Below are 20,160 nucleotides of genomic sequence, written 5' to 3' on the forward strand. Positions count from 1 at the left end.
CCTGCAAACCCGGAACTGGATCGAACAACGTTCATACAGAGCCTCACAATCACACAGGGATGGGCTGCAAACTGACGCAGCGCACCTTTCTGGATCGTGAATAGAGGCCGAACTTGTCTGAAAAATGGGGCAGTTATGGCCGAGTTCGGTCAAATCCTGCCGATTATGGCAAGATCGCGGCATATGTCGTGGCCGCCAACCGCAGGACGTGGAAACGAAAAAGAGGCCCCGAGGGACCTCTTTTCCTTGTTGCGCAGGGAATATCCCCCGCGCAGCTGCATAACTGGTTGCGTTACTTGATCAGCAGTTTTGCTTCATGCTTTTTCAGCGTGCGACGGGCGGCACCATAGCTCTCGCGGCCTTCCTCGGTCTTCAGATCCGGGAATAGCTCGAAGATCTCGTTGCGCTGCGCATTGCCCATGCCCTTCAGCGTGTAGTCGCCGGGCTGGAAGCTTTCGGTCCAGGCCCCGTTCGACAGCACGACCTCGTGACGGTCGAACATGAAGTGCAGATAGGAGGTGCCCATGCTGTCCACCTCATGGATGCCGCGGCCCGCCACCAGATGCTTGGCCGCGACCAGCACCTCATGCTCGTCGAAATACAGCGCGGTGCGGTCATTGGCGACCAGCACGCGGTGGTTCGGCGAGACCATCATGTCGCGCTCCGGCAGCCCGTTGCCGAGCGAACCCTGACGGATCAGGATCGGCTTCAGATGCGGGTTCAGCGACAGGTCGGCCCAGGTCAGATCCTTGCGGCCGACCCAGCGGATCTGCTGGATGCCATTGTCACGGGTGATGACACGGTCGCCTGCCTGCAACTGTTCGACCGGGATCTCGCCGCGCGGGGTGGCGATCAGCGTGCCGGGGGTGAAGCAGGGGATGACATTCTCGATATTGGTGAAGGTCAGCGTCCCGGTGACATTGCCGTCACGATCCAGGAAGTCGACCACACCATTCTCGATATTGTCCGGGTCATAGGTGATCCGCAGCGGGCCTGCGCCACGCAGGTCCAGCGTGTCATAGTCGTCGCCGCCCTCGCCCCCGTCGATCACATCGCCAAGACCATCGGTCGGGGCATCAATGATGAAGGTGTCGCGGTCGTCGCCACCATACATGCTGTCCGCACCCTGACCGCCGCGCAGCGTGTCATTGCCCTCGTCGCCATGCAGCTCGTCGTCGTCGATACCGCCATCCAGCGAGTCATTGCCGGTGCCACCATAAAGCGTGTCATCGTCGTCCTGACCAAAGATGGTGTCATTGCCGGCACCGCCATAGATCAGGTCGCGGGCATTGTCGGGCCGCAGGTCGGTCGCGTCCGGGATATTGACCGCATCCGGCACATCGGGGCCATAGCCGCCATAGGCCAGATCGTTGCCATCGCCGAGGCTGATGGTGTCCGATCCCTCGCCGCCGATGACGGTGTCATCGCCATCGCCCGCATCGACCACATCGGCATCGACGCCCGAGTCGATATGATCATTGCCGCTGCCGCCATAGATGGTGTCGGCATCGTCGCCGGTGCGGATCGTGTCATTGCCCGCGCCGCCATAGACCAGATCGCGGTCGTCATTCGGGTCGGTATCGGCGGGCCAGAGGCCCGGATAGTCGATATCGGGGCGCGGAATGGGCGCGCTGGTATCGATCACATCATCGCCATCGCCGCCATCGACGGTGTCACTGCCCGGGCCACCGATGATGGTGTCATTGCCCGCACCGCCATCCAGGCTGTCATCGCCCGGACCGCCATCGATGCTGTCATTGCCATTGCCACCATAGACGGTGTCATCGCCAAGACCCGAACGGATGGTGTCATCGCCATCGCCTGCGCGCACCCGGTCATCATTGGGCGCATCACCCGGGATGATCGCGTCATTGCCATCGATGCGGTCGCCATCGCGCGGATCGACATAGCTGTCATCGATCAGATCATTGCCCGGCGTGCCATCGACCCAGCCGTCACGACCATTGGTCGGATCGGTGAGAACATTCTCGATATTGACGAAGGTCGCGGTGCCGGTCTCGGCGCCATCAGCATCATAGAAGGTGATGGTGCCGTTTTCGGCATTGTCGGGATCGTAGACAATCGACAGCGGGCCAGAGCCGCGCAGATCAAGCGTGTCGTAATCGTCGCCATTCTCGGAGCCATCGATATGATCGCCCGGGCCAGCCCCGATAAAGGTATCGCGGTCGCCGCCACCGATCAGCGTATCGGCACCCTGGCCACCATAGATGGTGTCATTGCCCTCGCCGCCATAGATCAGATCATCATCGATGCCACCATAAAGCAGGTCATTGCCCTGACCGCCATAGATCGTGTCGTCGTCATCGCCGCCATAGATCGTGTCATTGCCCAAGCCGCCGAACAGCAGGTCACGGTCATTGTTCGGATCGGGATCGACATCATCGGTCAGATGGGTCGGATCGGTCGAGGTGTCGACCGGGCCGCCATAGATCAGGTCGTCGCCACGGTCGCCGGTGACGGTGTCGTTGCCCTCGCCCGCAATCACGGTGTCATCGCCGCCAGCGGCGGTCACGCTGTCATCGTCAACGCCGGCATAGATCAGGTCATTGCCACCGCCCGCATGGATGGTGTCATTGTCGTCGCCGGTATAGATCGTGTCATCACCGTCACCGGCCGAGACATTGTCGCGGTCGTCATTCGGGTCACCATCCGCCGGGTAAAGGCCGGGAAAGTCACGGTCGGGCGAGCCCTCGTCACCGCTGTTGCGGGTGTCGATCAGGTCATTGCCCTGGCCGCCGACCACGCTGTCATTGCCCGCGCCGCCATAAAGCTGGTCATCCTCGGGGCCGCCAACCAGCGTGTCATCGCCATCGCCGCCATAGAGCACGTCCTGACCGTAATCGCCGGTCAGGCTGTCATTGCCCGCACCGCCATACAGCGTGTCATTGCCCGCGCCACCGATCAGGGTGTCATTGCCCTCGTCGCCATGCAGCTCGTCATCGCCCGTGCCGCCCGCTGCGCTGTCATCGCCGGTGCCGCCATAAACGGTGTCATCGCCCAGACCAGACAGGATCGTGTCATTGCCCGCACCCGCAACGACGCGATCGTCATTCGGATTGTCACCCGGAATGATCGCGTCATTGGCGTCGATGCGGTCGCCATCGGTCGGATCGACATAGGATCCGTCGATCAGATCATCGCCATCGGTGCCGCGCACGATGCCATCCGGGCCAGTGCCGGGCGTGGTGTCAACGGTATCGGACAGCGAGAAATATTCGACCGAACCGCCGAAATGCTGGTCGATATTGGTCAGCACCGCCGGATCGGAGGTGTTCTGCCCCGCGCCCACGATCCAGGGCTGGTTCAGCGCGCCCTGATTCATGGTCAGCCCTGCCGGGGTATCGGCGCTGAAGCTGGTATTGTCGGTCAGGTTCTGAATCTGGAGCTGGCCGCCATTGGCGACATCCCAGGAATAGGTGATCTTCACCTCTTCACCCGGTGCCATGAAGCCCGGATCGGTGGTGAAGGTGGTGGCACCGCCGGCGGTCTCATGCGTGATCAGCAGCGACCCATCGGGCAGCAGCTCGATGCTGTAGCCGCCGGGCTGATCGCCCGCCGCATCGCGCGACAGGATGGTCTGCACCGCCGTCAGCGGCGCGTCCGACGCTGTCGCCTGAATCTCGAGCGTGCCGCGATCCAGCTGGAACTGGCTATAGGGGCCGATCTTCACCAGATCATCAACGCCGTCCAGAACCGCCTGCTGGCCGTCCGAGGTTGCCCCATTGATATAGATACCGTTCTGAATACCGTTCTCTTCGGCCACGTCCTGGGCCGTGGAACCGCTATCGTTGAAATTGTAATAGGCAAAAACCGGCATCTCATCTTCCTCATCATGGCAGGGCCCACAGCCCGTCCGACCTCTACGCGCCCCACGCATGGGACATTGATCGGCGCGATCCTGCGAGCAGGACCCTGCGCCCAAGGCACGGCCATCTTGATGATGGGAAAATGTCGCAAAAGCTTGCCACCCGGAAAACCGGGTTCGGGAAACAGACTTCAGTCTATCGGGCCTGGACGGCAGATGTCCAAAACCCCGGCAGCCTTCACACACATACTCCCGCGTCCAGAAGACGCATCACACCACGAGACGACCGCCCCCACGGCCTTCATGTCTTTCCCAGCAAGACAGGGCCATATTTAGCTTTTGTTAGGCATGGCGAAAAGTGCAAAAAAAGTGGCAAAGCGGGGAGAACCCGCCGGTTTTTCCCCGAAACCGGCCCGTTCAACGCGCAGTTGAGCAGTTCTTTTTCGCTTTCGGTTTCCAGACTTGAAACGGCACAGAACCGTATCCTACGAGATTCAAAGGCTTTCACGGAATGGTTGCGCAGCGTTTTCCGTTGACTGTTTCGAATGACGAAACAAAGTGACGCAATGCCAGGTCGCGTTAACCTTGGCTACATTTTTGCCATGATTGCGGTTCGGGCGCATATGCCTGTTCCGGCACTGGAACCAATCCTTCAAATGCATGGGGATCGGCCACTGTTAGGCGACCGTTAGTCTTAACAAGGCACGAATCATCCGCCGATCCTCGGAGACATCGCCCCGGATATCCGCATCGCTTTCCCGATTCCGGCGCAGCGCCCGCGCCGCCGGGAATCACCTATGTCCTTGTGCCCGGCCTTGCATCACGGGGCGAAGGCTTGCCTGGGGATTTTCGGATCGGTCGCAACGCCGGTTATGGGCTGTCTTGCTGAACACGATCATTCGCGGTCGGTTTGCGGCTGCTGCACGCTTTGTCAGGCGGCTATCCTCTGCGGCCCTGAAAGCGATATGACGCGCGATCGCCGCATCCGACGTGGCTTCATGACCTGGATACCGCGCCACACCGCTGCAACGGTCATTTCCTGTAAAGGGTCGTCCGCCGCCGTCTTCTGTGCAAGGGCGGGTCGGGCGACGCAAAAGAACATCAAAAGCGCGCAAAGCCAGGTGCTGTTCCTCAGCACCACGCCCTTTGCACGGCCATGGCCAGAACCAAAGCGCGGCCAGCGGTCATCACATCAATGTCTTGAAGATCTGGTGCGGGTGGTCGGACTCGAACCGACACTCCTTTCGGAAACAGAGTTTGAGTCTGTCGCGTCTACCATTCCACCACACCCGCAGCCGAAGGCATTCCATGGTAGCGGCCGGATCACCCGGTCGGGAATGCGCCCTCTCTTTACAAGGCAGGTGCGGGGGTCTTCAAGCCCCAAGGCGGCATTTCGCGCGCCGCCTTGGGAAATTTCACGGATGGATCAGCCCGACCTTACAGGCTGCGGGCCGCAAACGTGTCGCAAGTGCCCATATCGCCGCTTTCATAGCCGCGAATGAACCAGCGCGCCCGCTGCTCCGATGTTCCATGGGTAAAGGTATGCGGCATCGGCACCCGGCCGGCATTGCGCTGCAAGGTGTCATCGCCGATCTTGTGGGCGGCATTCACCGCCTCCTCGACATCTCCCGGATGGAGGCTGCCGAACATTTCCTCGGCACCGCGGGCCCAGATGCCCGACAGGCAATCGGCCTGCAGCTCGATCCGCACCGAAATGGCATTGCTGTCGGCCTCCGAACTTTGCGCCCGCACCTGATTGGCCCGGCTCAGGATGCCCAATTGATCCTGCACGCCATGGGCCACCTCATGCGCCACGACATAGGCCGCCGCGAAATCGCCACGCGCGCCCAATTCCTGCGCCATGGTGCCGAAAAAGCCGGTATCGAGATAGATCTTGCGATCGCCCGGGCAATAGAACGGCCCGGTCGCGCCACTGGCGCTGCCGCAAGGCGACCGCGTCACCCCGGAATAAAGCACCAGCACCGGCGGCACATAGGCCTTGCCGACCTGATCGGGAAAGACCGTGCCCCAGACCTCTTCGGTATCGGCCAGCACGACCGAGACAAACTCGCCCGCCTCTTGATCGGCGCGGGTCATCTCGGCTCCGCCAGATGAGGTCTGGCCGCCCCCATCCACCAGCCCCGAGACATCCACCCCGAAATAGGCCCCAAGCAAAAGCAAGACCAGCGCGCCCGCGCCGCCGACCGCAACGCCCCCCCCACGCGTGGCACCCTGCCCGCGCCGATCCTCGATATTCCGGCTGCCCCGGCGTCCGCGCCAATCCATCACCCACTCCCTCACCCGTTTGTGAAACCATATCATGGCGCGCATCGGACGGAAGCCCCCGGTGCATCGCGATGCTTGCTTGACCTCGGGCGGGTGGCGTGTTGCAAGGTCGCGATAACCCTGCCCCAGCTTCGGAGGATCCATGTTCCGCGCCCTTTACGACTGGACCCTGCGTCAAGCCGGATCCCCGCGCGCGGAGCCCGTGCTGGGCGCAATCTCCTTCGTGGAAAGCTCGGTCTTTCCGATTCCCGCAGATGTGCTGTTCGTGCCGATGTGTCTGGCCCGGCCAGACCGCGCGATGCGCTATGCGCTGATCGCCACCGTCACATCGGTTCTGGGCGGTATCTTCGGCTGGTGGATCGGGCTTTACTTCTTTGATCTGATCGCGCGGCCCATGCTGGAATTTTACGGCAAGATGGACGCCTTCGAAGCGCTCAAGACCCAGACCGGCGAAGGCGCGATCCTGCTGATGCTCGTCACCTCGGGCCTGACGCACCTGCCGCCGATGAAAGTCGTCACCATCCTGTCCGGCGTGGTGGCCTTTGATCTGAAACTGTTCATCCTTTCGGCCATCGTCGCGCGTGGCGGCCGCTTTTATCTGCTGGCCTGGCTGCTGCGCCGCTTTGGCCCGGCCATCACCGGCTTCATCGAACGCCGGCTGCCCTGGATCGCGCTTGGCCTGTGTCTGGCGCTTGCCGCGCTCTGGTTCGGCCTCAAGGCCCTGCACTGAGTAAAGCCCCAAGTCACCCTTCGACCCAATGCCTGTCCTTCAATCCAAAGCCTGTCCTTCAAGGATTGCATCATGATCCGCCTGCGCCTGCAAACCACCCTTGCCGCCTCCGGCTCCGCCGCCCTTCTGCTGGCCGCGCTGGCGTTTCAATATCTCGGTGGCCTCGCGCCCTGCCAGCTTTGTATCTGGCAACGCTGGCCACATCTGGTGGCGGTGCTGATCGGGCTGCTGATTGCTGCCACCGGCTGGCGCCCGCTGGCGGTGCTGGGGGGCCTTGCCGCGCTGACCTCGGCCGGGATCGGCCTGTTCCATGTCGGCGTCGAGCAGAAATGGTGGGAAGGCCTTGCTTCCTGCACCGGCGGATCGTTGCAGGGGATCAGCGCAACCGATCTGCTGAACCCTGCGGTCAATGTGGCCCAAGTGGTGCGCTGCGACGCCATCGCCTGGCAGATGTTCGGCATCTCCATGGCGGGCTGGAATGTCATCATCAGTGTGGCGCTTGCGCTGATCTGGTTCAGCGCCGCCCGCGTAGGCACCGCCCGCCGCTAAACTCGGCACAGACAGCTGCCATCAGACGGACCACCATAGACAATCCCTCCCACTGGCGGACCCGCACCGACGGGCCCCAAAGCCCGTGCTCACTCACCTGTTCTCAGATATCCACGGGGGTGCGGGGGCAGTCAGCCCCCGCGCTGACCGCCGCCCCGAGCGCGCGCCCAGACCGCCCGTGCTTCGGCTGACCTCGGGGCGATCTTATACCCGCCGCCCCAAGCACGCCCCCAGGCCGTCTCCCTCAGGGGAACAGCCGCTTATGCTCCTGGATCGCGAAGCGGTCGGTCATTCCCGCCACATAATCTGCAACGATCCGCGCCAGATGGGTTTCATCCCTCGCGGCCTCGATATCGGCGCGCCATTCGCCCGGCAGCAGTTCCGGCTGGCGCAGGAACAGCGGGAACAGATCATCCAGCATCGCCGTCACCTCGGCCCGCATCACCACCACCGACGGCGCGCGATACATGCGATGGAACAGGAAGGACCGCACCGCCTTCAGTTCCTGATAGAGCGGCTTGGAAAAGCGGATGATCGTCGTGCCCATATGGCGGATCTCGTCGACCGATTTCGGCTGCGCGGCCTCAAGCCGGTTCTGGGCGACGTGGATCACGTCTTCCACCATCCGGCCAAAGACCCGGCGCAACGCCTCGTGACGGCGGCGCATCTTTTCCAGCCCCGGGTAAAGCCGGTCGACCTCCTCGAATGCCGGGGCAGTTACCGGCAGTTCCATCAGATCCTCTTCGGTGAACAGACCCGAGCGCAACCCGTCATGCAGGTCATGATGGCTATAGGCCACGTCATCGGCAATCGCCGCCACCTGGGCCTCGGCGCTGGCATGGGTGTCCAGTTCCAGATCCCATTGTCCGTTCACCTCGTCCAAAGCATAGGGCAAGGGGCCTGCGTGCTTTTCATCGGCATAAGGGCCGATCACCGGGCCATTGTGCTTGGCAATGCCCTCAAGGCTTTCCCAGGTCAGGTTCAGCCCGTCAAAGCCCGCATAATGCCGCTCCAGCCGCGTCACGATCCGCAGCGCCTGCGCATTATGGTCAAAGCCGCCATAGGGCTGCATCAATCGCGACAGCGCATCCTCGCCGGTATGGCCAAAGGGCGTGTGCCCCAGATCATGGGCCAACGCGATGCATTCGGCCAGATCGGTGTTCAGCCCCAGAACGCCCGAAATCGTGCGCGCCACCTGTGCCACCTCGATCGAATGGGTCAGGCGGGTGCGGTAATAATCGCCCTCATGCTCGATAAAGACCTGGGTCTTGTGTTTCAGACGCCGGAAGGCCGAGGCATGGATGATCCGGTCACGGTCGCGCTGAAAGGGCGAGCGGAAGGTCGACATGATTTCGGGATGAAGGCGCCCGCGCGAGGCATCTGGCAGGCAGGCAAAGGGGGCAAAGGTCTGGGTCATCGGAAGAAGGTCTGGGTCATCGGAACTTGTTTCATAGGCTCGGCTCACCTATATGTGCAAAAGCCCATGAAGGCTAAGGAAAATCCGATGATGGACCTGCATCTTCCCGCTGATGCCAGCACCCCCCGTGTCACCGACCGCGCTTTCGCGCGTCTGGCCGAGATTGCCGATATGACCGGCGCCGTCAAATCCCTGCGCGTGGCGGTGGAGGGGGGCGGCTGTTCCGGCTTCCAATACGAGATCCGGCTGGAAGACGCCGCCGCCGAGGATGATCTGGTGCTGGAAAAAGACGGTCAGCGCGTGCTGGTCGATCCGGTTTCGCTGCCTTTCCTGCAAAACGCAGTGATCGATTTCACCGAAGAGCTGATCGGTGCGCGCTTCGTGATCGAGAATCCGAACGCCTCTTCCAGCTGCGGCTGCGGCACATCTTTCTCGATCTGAGGCTGCGGGCACGGCTGGCTCGATCTGAGCCGCATATCGCGACCTGCGTGATCCAAGACGCGTTGCGCGACAGGTCCGATTAGGCACCTCCTAGGATCGGGCACAGGGGTCGGCACAACTTGCGCCACAATCGCTTGGGCGCGCTTGATGGCTCCGCGGTGTGCTTGCGCGATAGGCACCTGAACCAAAGACAAAGGCCCTGACCAATGCGTCAGGGCCTTGCTGCTTTCAGGGTCGCGGAAAACTTCCGCGCCCTATTCCGCCGGGACTGACGCCGCCGCTGGCACCGGCGCGGGCGCGCGCTGTGCCCGGATCAGCCAGAGGCCGGAGGCGATCACCAGGGCCGAGCCCAGCCAGACATGCGGCCCGGTCACCTCGCCAAAGACGGTATGGCCAACCAAAACCATCCAGACGAACTGGATATTGGCGATCTGCATCACGACATAGGCCGGCAACAGCCGCACGATCACCACCATCAGCCAGCGCGTCGTCAGCAAGCTGAGCGTGTAAAGCACCAAAAGCCCGATATCGACCGCCGCCATCGGCTGCCAGACGAAGGGCAGGATCACCATCCCCAGCAGGGCACAGGCGATCTGCGCGTAAAACACCTGCGCGAAGGCGTGCGTATGACTGCGGCAGATGCCGCGCGACAGCACGATGGAGGCCGCCCCCGTCAGCGTGGCAAACAGGCCATAAAGATGGCCCTGGGTCATGCCGCTCATCCCATCGGGAATGATGATCGCCATGCCGAGCATCCCGCCCGCCAGCGCCAGCCAGACGCCACCGCGCACCGTCTCGCCCAGAACAAGGCCGGACAGGACCGCGCCGAAAAGCGGCATCAATCCCATGAACAGGAACAGCTCCACAAAGGGAAGATCCCGCAGCGCCAGAAAGAATCCAATGGTGCTGGCGGCACCAAAAACCGATCGGAGCGCCACGCGCTTGGGGCTCGCGGTATGCAGGATCATGCGCCGCCGCGCCCCCCCGGTTGCGGCCAGGCCAAGCCCGATCATCACCGCAAGGATGCCCGACATTGCCATGAGCTGCGGTGCCGGATGATCGGCCACAAGATCCTTCGCAAGCGCGTCGGTCATGACCGAAACCAGCGTGTTCAACACCGTCAGCCCGGCACCAAGCAGCGCGCCATAACGCAGGATCCGTGCCTTGTCCGCGATGAGGGTCATGCCATCTCCCGTTGTGGAGGGCTGAACGGCGCAGGGCCGCCCACCCGGGCAAAGCTGGCAAAGAAGCCCGCAAATTCAGGCGAGGCTTCCGCCCCCGCATCCGCCACGGCCAAAGCCTGCGGCGACAGATAGGGCGCGCAGAGGCTGCGCATCCGTGTCCAATCCGTGCTGCGGCGCGCGCCCAAGCGATCCAGCGCCTGCGACCACTCGCGCAGCGGAGAGATCACCGGGCGTGCCAATCGAAAGCTCATGGGCCGCGTGCTGCTCATAGGGCCATTTCTTGTCTGGGGGCCATATCCTGTCGGCCCAAAATGTTCTTCGCCAAAAGCGTTTTCCCCAATAGCCCCGATCAACCACTGATTGACAAGAAAAATATGGTAAGCATCCGAGGAATCCGCACAGGGCTGTGCCTCGATGCGAAAGGCCTTGGCCTCGCCGCGGACATGATCGAGCCAAAGCGGCGGCAGCGGCTGACCGCAGAAACGCAGGCACAACAGCACTTCGGCCAGCAGATCGCCATTCTGTTCCAGATGCGCAAGGCAGCCCAGTTGCAACAGGCTTTTCAGGGCCGCATCTGGCAGATCGAAACTGCGACGCCCGTAATCGGCCAGATAGAAGATGGTATGGGTCAGGTCATAGGCCGCGCGCGGATTGGGCAGCGCAAAGGTCGCAGGGCGTGACAGGAAGCGCATCAGGCGGCCATCAAGGCCCTCCACCTCCAGCTTGCGGCCATGGCGCGCCAGAAGGTGGCGCACTTCGCCGCGCTGCAAATCATTCACTTCAGCGTCGATCCACCCTTCGGCAATGATCCAATCCGCCAGTCGCGCCCCGAAGTCCCCGGGATGCCCAAGTTCCTCCAGAGCGGTCACGACACCGAGAATGGTGCGGTAATATTGCGGATAAAATTTGATCATACTCTCGGCACGATCAAGGAAAGGCTGATAGATCGCAAGCTCTTCTTGCGACAACTGGCGGCCCAAGGCCGACAGGATGCCCAGAAGTTCGGCATTTTCCTTCAACCAATAGGCATCCCCCGACAGGCGCCGCTCATGGGCGAAGGCATTCAGCAACGGTGCCAGACCGCGCATATGCGTCACCGGCCGCGCGGCCTGGGCGCGGCTTGCGAAGGAAACCACATTTGTCATGAAGGATCTGCCAGGCCCGGCGTCTTGCAGGGAAAGGCCTCCGCCGCCCACCGGGCAGGTCTGGCGGGCGGAGGCCCGATCAGGTCAGTTCGAGGCGGGCATCAGCGCGGTGGCACCGCCCGAGGTCATGTCCTGACCTTCGATGTTCGAGGCCGGCATCAGCGCGGTCGCACCACCCGAAACCATATCCAGACCTTCGATGTTCGAAGCCGGCATCAGCGCGGTCGCACCACCCGAAACCATATCCAGACCCTCGATGTTCGACGCGGGCATGAGCGCGGTCGCACCGCCCGAGATCATGTCGAGACCTTCGATGTTCGAAGCCGGCATCAGCGCGGTTGCGCCACCCGAAACCATATCCAGACCTTCGATGTTCGAAGCCGGCATCAGCGCGGTCGCAGCACCGTCAAACATATCGAAACCTTCGATATTCGAGGCAGGCATCAGATCGGCGGCGAGGCCCATCGCCATATCGGCGAAGGCGGCCGGGGTGGTGTCGATCAGGGTCTTACGCATAGCGCTCATTTTGGGCCTCCGTGGCTGAGCGGGTTGGTCGGCAATACCCCTCAACGCTTGCCCTAAATGATTGAATTTACAACGCGTTTTGCATCCACAGGTTGCGCACCGCTTTGTCCACATGGTTGGATAAGTGCAAGCCACGGGTGCGGTTTATCTATGCGCGAAATCCCGATTTTATCCACAACCAATGCGGTCGGATTCTATCCACATCCGACGCATTAGATGTGATTCGCAAAGATTAACAAAGTCTTAATGAAATCATGGCCCAAACCCGACATTGGGGCGCGCGCGGGTCCAGAGCAGGGCAGCAGGCCTTGCCAGCCGCGGCGCTGCGCGCGATAGAGGATGGATAAAGGATCCCGGGCTGTGCCCGCCCGCGATCCGCCCCGCAGCCGGAGCCTTGCTGGATGAAACTTGCCACTTTCAACATCAACGGCATCAAGGCCCGGATCGAGGCGCTGCCGCGCTGGCTGCAAGCCGCACAGCCCGATGTGGTGACCCTGCAGGAAATCAAATCGGTCGATGAGGCCTTTCCGCGCGCGCAATTCGAGGATTTGGGCTGGCGGGTCGAGACCCATGGCCAGAAGGGTTTCAACGGTGTCGCGATTCTGTCGCGCCTGCCGCTGGAGGATGTGACGCGCGGCTTGCCTGGCGATGACAGCGACGAACAGGCGCGCTGGATCGAGGCCACGGTGATCGGAGAACGCCGTGCGGTGCGGCTCTGCGGGCTCTATCTGCCCAATGGCAACCCGGTCAGCTTTGGCGCGGATGGCGCGCCCGAGATCAGCGGCAAATATGGCTACAAGCTGGGCTGGATGGCGCGGATGCGCGACCGCGCAGCAGAGCTGTTGCGCAGCGAGGAGCCGGTGGTGCTGGCGGGCGATTACAACATCATCCCGCAGCCCGAAGATGCCGCCCGCCCCGAAGCCTGGGCACAGGATGCGCTGTTCCTGCCGCAAAGCCGCGCGGCGTTCCGCCGGATCCTGAACCTTGGCTACACCGAGGCCTTCCGCGCCCACGTGCAGGGGCCGGGGCATTATTCGTTCTGGGATTATCAGGCCGGGGCCTGGGAAAAGAACAACGGTATCCGCATCGACCATCTGCTGCTCAGCCCGCAGGCGGCAGACCTGCTGCGCGATGTGCAGATCGACAAATTCGCGCGCGGTGAGGAAAAGCCATCGGATCACGTTCCGGTCTGGATTGATCTCGACGCCTGAGGGAAAGGCGACAAATCTTCGACGAAGATTTGTGTCCCGGCCCGAAGTTGTCAGGATCTAAGGGGTCATGTCTGAACCACGGGCCTTCGGCCTGACGGCAGCGGCCCGGCCCTAAGGCCCATGGCTCAGGCCACTATCTCGGACCAATATCTCAAGCCGTCACATCAAAGCCGTGGATCCAGTCATACCGCGCAAGCGGCAGCGCGGGTGCAAGCCTGCCGCCGAGCCGCAGTCCAAGATGGGCGACCGCGCGGGTGACGCCCGACAGGTGATAGGCCCGCGCATTGCCATTGGCGGCCTGCACGATCCGCGCGCTACGGGCCTTGCGCGCCACCTGATAGGCCTCCAGCGCCACCTGACCCGGCCCATGTTCGTCCAAAAGCCGCGCCAGAACCCAGGCATCCTCCAGCGCCATATTGGCACCCTGCGCCAGAAAAGGCAGCGTCGGATGGGCGGCATCACCCAGGATCGCCACCATGCCATCGGGCAGCACCCTGCCCCAGCTTTCCGCCACCGGATGGCGGAACAGGCCCCAGAGCCAAAGCTGATCGATCTGTTCCAGCCAGCCGCGCGCGCGCGCACTGAAATCCTGAAACGCAGCCCGCAGGCGCATCGGATCGTCCCGTAGCGTCCAGCCCTCATCGACCCAATCGCGGCGCTCTTCGACCGCCACGATATTGCGCATCGAACCGCCGCGCAGCGGATAGCTGACCAGATGCCGCCCCGCCCCCAAATGCACTTCGGCCACCGGGGCAGCTCCGGCTTCCGCCGGGATCACCGCGCGCCAGGCAACCTGGCCGGTGAAGAAGGGCTTCTGCGCCCCGTTCAGCGCAGCCCGCAGGCGCGAATGCAATCCGTCTGCCCCCAGCAGCAGATCGGGCATAAGCTCCGTCCCCTGACTGCTGCGCAAGATCGGGCGCGGGCCGGTCAGATCGACGCGCTCGATCTGTTGCATCAGCCGGATCTGCACGCCGGCCGCGCGGGCCCCCTGCGCCAGCATATCGATCAAATCGGCGCGATGGGTCAGATGCCAGCCCTGATCCGGGCGCAATCGCGCGAGATCCATCCGCAAGACAAGCGCGCCATCATAGCCGTCCCGCAGTTCCACCGCCTGCGACCTCAGGCTGGCGGCGTCCAGCGCCGCTTGCAGCCCAAGCGCGTGCAACACCGCCGCACCGTTGGGGGTGATCTGGAGACCGGCCCCAACCTCGCGGATTGCCTCGGCCTGTTCCAGCACCGTCACCTCGGCTCCGCGCAAGGCGAGGGCACGGGCCAATGCCAGCCCCGCAACCCCTGCCCCCAGCACCGTCACCGCGCGCCCGTCCAGCCTGCCCATGATCTGCGCCCCACATCGCCCGAAAAGAAAAAGCCGGGCACAATGGCCCGGCCCAAACTGTCGCCCGCGCGACCCGACCGCAAGCCTTGACGCCTGCGGCCCAGGGTCGCGACCACATCAGTCGTCGCGATGCACCTTCTCGCGACGCTCGTGACGCTCTTGCGCCTCCAGCGTCATGGTGGCGATCGGACGCGCATCCAGCCGCTTGAGGCTGATCGGCTCGCCGGTCACCTCGCAATAGCCATATTCGCCATTCTCGATCCGGCGCAGCGCCGCGTCGATCTTGCCGATCAGCTTGCGCTGACGGTCACGGGTGCGCAATTCCAGCGCGCGATCCGTCTCTTCGCTGGCGCGGTCGGCCAGATCGGGGACATTGCGGGCGCTGTCGGTCAGATTGTCGAGCGTCTCTGCGCTCTGATCCAGAAGTTCCTGTTTCCAGACCAGCAATTTGCGCCGGAAATATTCCAGCTGCCGGTCATTCATGAATGGTTCATCTTCCGCGGGGCGGTAATCGTCGGGGAGAAAAGTCTCGGCCTTCATCGCAGCACTCCACTCGTGCGACGGCACCGGCAGGTCACCCGGACCAGGGCCGACCGGCGCGTCTGGTGGCGCCCTCCTAACGGAGTTGCAGAGCATTGTCACTAGCCCATCGCACCAGACGTTGCGCCTATTTCGTAGGACGACTAGGCTCTGTCCACCAGAGATTGCAAAGGGTCTGTTGCAGGTCATGAAATTCGGCTCCACCTCCAGCTATATCGCCTCCGATGATCTGGCGATTGCGGTCAATGCCGCCGTCACCCTGCAGCGCCCGCTGCTGGTGAAGGGCGAACCCGGCACCGGCAAGACCGAGCTGGCGCGTCAGGTGGCGGAAAGCCTTGGCCTGCCGATGTTGGAATGGAACATCAAATCCACCACCAAGGCGCAGCAGGGTCTGTATGAATATGACGCCGTCTCGCGGCTACGCGACAGCCAGCTGGGCGATGCGCGGGTGCAGGATGTCTCGAACTATATCCGCAAGGGCAAGCTCTGGCAGGCGTTTGAGGCCGAAAGCCGGGTCGTGCTGCTGATCGACGAGATCGACAAGGCCGATATCGAGTTCCCCAACGACCTCTTGCAAGAGCTCGACAAGATGGAATTCCACGTCTACGAGACCGGCGAGACGATCCGCGCGCGGCATCGCCCCGTGGTCATCATCACCTCGAACAACGAGAAAGAGCTTCCCGACGCCTTTCTGCGCCGCTGCTTCTTCCATGACATCCGCTTCCCCGATCTGGAGGTGCTGCGCGCCATCGTGGCCGTCCACTTCCCCGATATCAAAGAGGCGCTGCTGACCACCGCGCTGACCCAGTTCTTCGAGATCCGCGAGACCCCGGGGTTGAAGAAGAAGCCCTCCACTTCCGAGGTGCTGGACTGGCTGAAGCTGCTTCTGGCAGAGGATCTGGGCCCCGAGGACCTGAAACGTGACGGCAAGAACCTGTTGCCGCGTCTGCATGGCGCACTTTTGAAGAATGAACAGGATGTGCACCTGTTCGAGAAACTCGCCTTCATGGCGAGGGGGCGCGGCTGAACGGCGGGGGCTGCTCACCCCCAGGCTGTCTGTGTCTGGCTGCCGTGGACTTGGCGACTGCCGCAAGATCAACCCTAGGAAGAATTTCGCCACACACACACCGCCGCGAATCAATTCAAGATTGCGCGCCTTCCATCTGAATCCGCCTCGATCTGCCGCGATCCACATGCGCTTGAGCCGAGATCGCGATCGTTTCCACAACCGCAACGGTGCGTTTCCCAGGCCTTCTGCGGTGATGGAATCGTCCGCTGATTGAGAATCATTTGTCACAAATTGGGGCATCGCGCCCCGGATTTGCCACGATCTCGCCACAATCATCCGCAATTTTGATCAATTCATGAAATATTTTGAAATATTGCGTGATGATCATATGGCAAATATGGCGGCTGCCGCAAAACCGGACACGATCGCTAGTATCGCCTCACGGCGGCGTGAATCCAGAGATTGACACATTCGTGCCTCTCTCCTGACATGGGGCACACGTTCTCTGACGATGTTCATGGAACGCAAGAACCACAAAGGTCGGGCAGAAGAGCAATATGATACCCAGAACCAGCCAGAGCGCGGGTCCCGTTCGGGATGCGGCGTTTGGCACCGGCGCCGCTGCTGCGGTGGCGCGGGCGGTCTGGGGCATGGGCGATACCCCTGTTTCCGATCTTTGCGCAGGATCTACGTCGCTGCCGCGTCATGGATCCGAACACGACCCTCGGCTGATGCGCCGGGGGATCGCTGCGGCACGCCGTGGCGCTCCGGTGGGGACCGGGACGCCAGAACGGCTTTCTGCCGCGGCACCCTGTCTTGCGGGGCAAGGCGCAGGGTTTCCGTCTCTGGGGGAGCGGAACCCACGGCGCAGCCGCGCAGGCAGAACGGGCATGTCAGGGCCGGTGACCGACGCGGGGGCGTCCGTCATGGCCGGGGCATGGTCGATTGTTGAACCCGGTGGGGACCGGCACCGTCTGCTCGGCCGGTCTCCTCCATATCCGAAATACCGCATCTCAGGGGCTGCCAACCCATGCGTCTTGTTGCCATTCTTGCCGTTACCTGCCTGACGGCCTGCGTTCCTGCCAAGCATTCGGGCGAAACTGCCCAGGTGTCTATGACCCGCGCCCATGAGGCGGTGCCTGCCGTGAGCGCCAGCGCCGCTGCGGTGGCCTTTGCCGCGCCCACGCCGACGCGGTCGCAACGCTCGAACAGCGAGATCGCGCAGGATTTTCTGGACCTGAGCTTCCGTATGGAAAGCGGCCGCACCCTGCCGGTGCTGACCCGCTTTGAAGGGCCGATCACGGTGCGAATGCAGGGACAGGTTCCCGCCTCGGCGCAGGGCGATCTGACCCGGCTGCTGAGCCGGTTCCGCAACGAGGCCGGGATCAACATCGCGCAGACCACGGCTGCGGCCTCGATCACCGTCGAATTTGTGCCCCGCCGCACCATCCGCAACACCTATGCAAATGTCGCCTGTTTCGTGGTGCCTAATGTCTCCTCCTGGGAGGAGTTCAAGGCCGCACGCGGCACCGGGCGCCTGGATTGGGCAAGCCTGCGTCAGCGCGACCGCGCCGCCGTCTTCGCCCCGGCGGATGCCAGCCCGCAAGAGGTGCGCGACTGCCTGCATGAAGAACTGGCGCAGGCGCTTGGGCCGCTGAATGACCTGTATCAACTGCCCGACAGCGTCTTCAATGATGACAATTTCCACACCGTGCTGACCGGCTTCGACATGCTGGTGCTGCGCGCCTATTACGCGCCACAACTCCGCTCTGGCATGACGCAGGCACAGGTCGCCGCTGCCCTGCCCGGGATTCTGGCGCAGATGAACCCCACCGGCGCGACGGGCCGCAGCCATAATGGTGGCCGCACGCCGCCGGCATGGGTGCAGACCATGGAGCAGGCACTTGGTGGCAGCGGCAATGCCGGTGCCAAGCGCGCCGCGGCCGAACGTGCGGTGCAGATTGCCAACGCCCAGGGCTGGACCGATTCGCGCCTTGCCTTCTCGCATTTCGCGGTCGGTCGTCTCAGCATCGGGCAGGATCCGGTTGCCGCCGCCAATGCCTTTGCCGAAGCCTCGCGCATCTATCGCGGGCTGCCGGGGGGCCAGGTTCATGCCGCCCATGTCGATATGCAACTGGCCGCCCTTGCCCTGAGCCAAGGTCATGCCCAGCAGGCAGTCTCCTTTGCCGACCGCGCCATTCCGGTGGTGCGCCGGGCCGAGAATGCCTCGCTGCTGGCCACGCTGATGATGCTCAAGGCGCAGGCGCTTGACCTTGCGGGCGACAGCGCACAGGCCAAGGCGCTGCGTCTCGACAGTCAGGCTTGGGCGCGCTATGGCTTCGGCTCGGACGCCGTGACCCGGGCCCGTCAGCGCGATATCTCTGCGCTGGCCCCCTCGCGGCTGAGCATGGCAGGCCGGGGCTAAGATCGATCAAAGCCCCGTGGCAGCGGTACCCCCAGAGTCGGGGGCGCGTTCGCGCAGGAGGCAGGATGATCGTGATTTTCGCCACCCTTTTCGGGGGATTTCTGGGCGCATACAGGGCGCGCCGCCATGGCGGCGGCAAGCTGGACATGGCGCAATGGGCGGCGGGTTTCGCCATTCCCTTCGCGCTGATCGGACTTTTCCTCACCATCCTGATCGAACGCCAGTTCTGAGGCGCAGAGGCGCGCGATGTTCCTGCCCTTCTTTGAAACCCTGCGCCGCAATGGCATTCCCGTCTCGCTACGGGAATATCTGGGGTTTCTGGAAGGCCTGGCCGCGGGCCTGGTCACCTATGACGCCGAAGGGTTCTATTATCTTGCCCGCACGGTGATGGTGAAGGATGAACGCCATCTGGATCGCTTTGACCGCGCCTTTGCCGAATGCTTTCAGGGGCTGGAGCGGATCAGCGATGCAGATGTGCTGGAGGCGATGGACCTGCCCGGTGACTGGCTGGCCAGACTGGCCGAAAAGCACCTGACACCGGAAGAAAAGGCGCAGATCGAGGCGCTTGGCGGCTTTGACGCGCTGATGGAGACGTTGAAACAACGCCTTGAGGAACAAAAGGGCCGCCATCAGGGTGGCAATAAATGGATCGGCACCGCCGGAACCTCGCCCTTCGGTGCCTATGGCTACAACCCGGAAGGGGTCCGCATCGGGCAGGACAAAAGCCGCCATCAGCGCGCGGTCAAGGTCTGGGACAAGCGCGAGTTCCGCAACCTTGATGACCGGGTGGAACTTGGCACCCGCAATATCAAGGTGGCGCTGCGCCGCCTGCGCCGTTGGGCGCGTGATGGCGCGGCAGAAGAGCTGGATCTTGACGGCACGATCCGCGCCACCGCCGACCACGGCTGGCTGGATGTGCAGACCCGGCCCGAGCGGCGCAATGCCGTGAAGGTTCTGCTGTTTCTGGATGTGGGCGGCAGCATGGACCCCTATATCCGCGTCCTTGAGGAACTGTTCTCGGCGGCAAAATCCGAATTCAAGCATTTGAGGCATTATTACTTTCACAACTGCCTTTATGAAGGTGTGTGGACCGACAATGCCCGGCGCTGGAACGCCCAGACCCCCACATGGGATGTGCTGCGCAGCTATGGCCCGGATTACAAGGCGATCTTCGTGGGCGACGCCGCGATGTCGCCCTATGAGATCCTGCATCCCGGCGGTGCCAATGAACATTGGAACCCCGAGGCGGGCCGGGTCTGGCTGGAACGCGCCTGTCACCAATGGCCCAACCACCTCTGGATCAACCCGGTGCCAGAGGCACATTGGGAATATACCCAGTCGATCCGGCTGATTTCGCAGATCTTCGGCGGCAATATGGTGCCGATGACATTGGAAGGCATCGCGCGCGGCGTGAAGGCGCTGCGTTGAACAGCGGCTATGGCTGAACGCTGAACGCTGAACGCTGAACGCTGAACGCTGAACGCTGAACGCTGAACGCTGAACGCTGAACGCTGAACGCTGAACGCTGAACGCTGA

Annotated in this window: 16 protein-coding genes and 1 tRNA gene; 8 read left to right on the forward strand and 9 right to left on the reverse strand. The window is 62.8% G+C overall.

Features of this window, described 5'->3' with window-relative positions; translation table 11 throughout:
* Positions 1–292: 292 nt before the first annotated feature.
* The 3 genes from GBJ34_RS02240 to ypfJ form a co-directional block, all read right to left on the reverse strand.
* A complete protein-coding gene (locus tag GBJ34_RS02240) occupies positions 293–3,838 on the reverse strand; it encodes a Hint domain-containing protein (protein WP_318843216.1) in 3,546 nt (1,181 codons plus the stop codon).
* A gap of 1,197 nt (positions 3,839–5,035) precedes the next feature.
* Positions 5,036–5,119: transfer RNA gene (locus GBJ34_RS02245), tRNA-Leu, on the reverse strand.
* Between the two features lie 144 nt (positions 5,120–5,263).
* Positions 5,264–6,112 (reverse strand): KPN_02809 family neutral zinc metallopeptidase, encoded by an 849-nt coding sequence (ypfJ, locus tag GBJ34_RS02250; RefSeq protein ID WP_151717624.1) that lies wholly within the window; start codon positions 6,110–6,112, stop codon positions 5,264–5,266.
* Between the two features lie 142 nt (positions 6,113–6,254).
* Here ypfJ and GBJ34_RS02255 point away from each other — a divergent pair, with 142 nt between their 5' ends.
* Together GBJ34_RS02255 and GBJ34_RS02260 are read left to right on the forward strand one after the other, a co-directional pair.
* A complete protein-coding gene (locus tag GBJ34_RS02255) occupies positions 6,255–6,842 on the forward strand; it encodes a YqaA family protein (protein WP_151717625.1) in 588 nt (195 codons plus the stop codon).
* A gap of 75 nt (positions 6,843–6,917) precedes the next feature.
* A complete protein-coding gene (locus GBJ34_RS02260) occupies positions 6,918–7,391 on the forward strand; it encodes a disulfide bond formation protein B (protein WP_404811389.1) in 474 nt (157 codons plus the stop codon).
* A 244-nt stretch (positions 7,392–7,635) separates the two neighbouring features.
* Here GBJ34_RS02260 and GBJ34_RS02265 read toward each other — a convergent pair whose 3' ends face one another.
* On the reverse strand, positions 7,636–8,808 hold the full coding sequence (locus GBJ34_RS02265; protein ID WP_151717627.1) for a deoxyguanosinetriphosphate triphosphohydrolase: 1,173 nt from the start codon (positions 8,806–8,808) through the stop codon (positions 7,636–7,638).
* Between the two features lie 90 nt (positions 8,809–8,898).
* Here GBJ34_RS02265 and erpA point away from each other — a divergent pair, with 90 nt between their 5' ends.
* On the forward strand, positions 8,899–9,249 hold the full coding sequence (gene erpA / locus GBJ34_RS02270) for an iron-sulfur cluster insertion protein ErpA (protein ID WP_151717650.1): 351 nt from the start codon (positions 8,899–8,901) through the stop codon (positions 9,247–9,249).
* A 254-nt stretch (positions 9,250–9,503) separates the two neighbouring features.
* Here erpA and GBJ34_RS02275 read toward each other — a convergent pair whose 3' ends face one another.
* The 3 genes from GBJ34_RS02275 to GBJ34_RS02285 form a co-directional block, all read right to left on the reverse strand.
* Positions 9,504–10,433 carry a DMT family transporter gene (locus tag GBJ34_RS02275; protein WP_151717628.1) on the reverse strand — a complete coding sequence of 310 codons (930 nt, stop codon included), beginning with the start codon at positions 10,431–10,433 and terminating at the stop codon, positions 9,504–9,506.
* On the reverse strand, positions 10,430–11,578 hold the full coding sequence (locus GBJ34_RS02280) for a DUF6902 family protein (RefSeq protein ID WP_151717629.1): 1,149 nt from the start codon (positions 11,576–11,578) through the stop codon (positions 10,430–10,432). Before GBJ34_RS02280 ends, GBJ34_RS02275 begins: the two co-directional genes overlap by 4 nt.
* An 84-nt stretch (positions 11,579–11,662) precedes the next feature.
* Positions 11,663–12,103, reverse strand: a complete 441-nt coding sequence (locus GBJ34_RS02285; RefSeq protein WP_151717630.1) for a hypothetical protein — start codon at positions 12,101–12,103, stop codon at positions 11,663–11,665.
* 401 nt (positions 12,104–12,504) lie between these two features.
* Here GBJ34_RS02285 and xth point away from each other — a divergent pair, with 401 nt between their 5' ends.
* Entirely contained in the window at positions 12,505–13,314 is an 810-nt protein-coding gene (xth, locus tag GBJ34_RS02290) for an exodeoxyribonuclease III (protein ID WP_151717631.1), read from the forward strand.
* 151 nt (positions 13,315–13,465) lie between these two features.
* On the opposite strand, the gene GBJ34_RS02295 is transcribed toward xth, so the two are convergent.
* A complete protein-coding gene (locus GBJ34_RS02295; protein ID WP_151717632.1) occupies positions 13,466–14,650 on the reverse strand; it encodes an FAD-dependent monooxygenase in 1,185 nt (394 codons plus the stop codon).
* 117 nt (positions 14,651–14,767) lie between these two features.
* Complete coding sequence (gene dksA / locus GBJ34_RS02300) at positions 14,768–15,190, reverse strand: RNA polymerase-binding protein DksA (RefSeq protein WP_151717633.1); 423 nt, start codon at positions 15,188–15,190, stop codon at positions 14,768–14,770.
* A 187-nt stretch (positions 15,191–15,377) separates the two neighbouring features.
* Between dksA and GBJ34_RS02305 the strand changes: the two genes are divergently transcribed.
* From GBJ34_RS02305 to GBJ34_RS02315, 4 genes are all read left to right on the forward strand, one after another.
* Positions 15,378–16,217, forward strand: a complete 840-nt coding sequence (locus tag GBJ34_RS02305) for an AAA family ATPase (protein ID WP_151717634.1) — start codon at positions 15,378–15,380, stop codon at positions 16,215–16,217.
* A 1,012-nt stretch (positions 16,218–17,229) separates the two neighbouring features.
* Positions 17,230–18,624: a DUF2927 domain-containing protein gene (locus tag GBJ34_RS02310; RefSeq protein ID WP_151717635.1), complete on the forward strand. Its 1,395-nt coding sequence runs from the start codon at positions 17,230–17,232 to the stop codon at positions 18,622–18,624.
* Between the two features lie 65 nt (positions 18,625–18,689).
* On the forward strand, positions 18,690–18,854 hold the full coding sequence (locus GBJ34_RS20435; RefSeq protein ID WP_192931080.1) for a hypothetical protein: 165 nt from the start codon (positions 18,690–18,692) through the stop codon (positions 18,852–18,854).
* Positions 18,855–18,870: 16 nt separating this feature from the next.
* On the forward strand, positions 18,871–20,052 hold the full coding sequence (locus GBJ34_RS02315) for a vWA domain-containing protein (protein WP_151717636.1): 1,182 nt from the start codon (positions 18,871–18,873) through the stop codon (positions 20,050–20,052).
* Positions 20,053–20,160: the final 108 nt, after the last annotated feature.

Origin of the sequence: Gemmobacter serpentinus (genome assembly GCF_008973825.1) — a bacterium.
Classification (GTDB): domain Bacteria; phylum Pseudomonadota; class Alphaproteobacteria; order Rhodobacterales; family Rhodobacteraceae; genus Gemmobacter; species Gemmobacter serpentinus.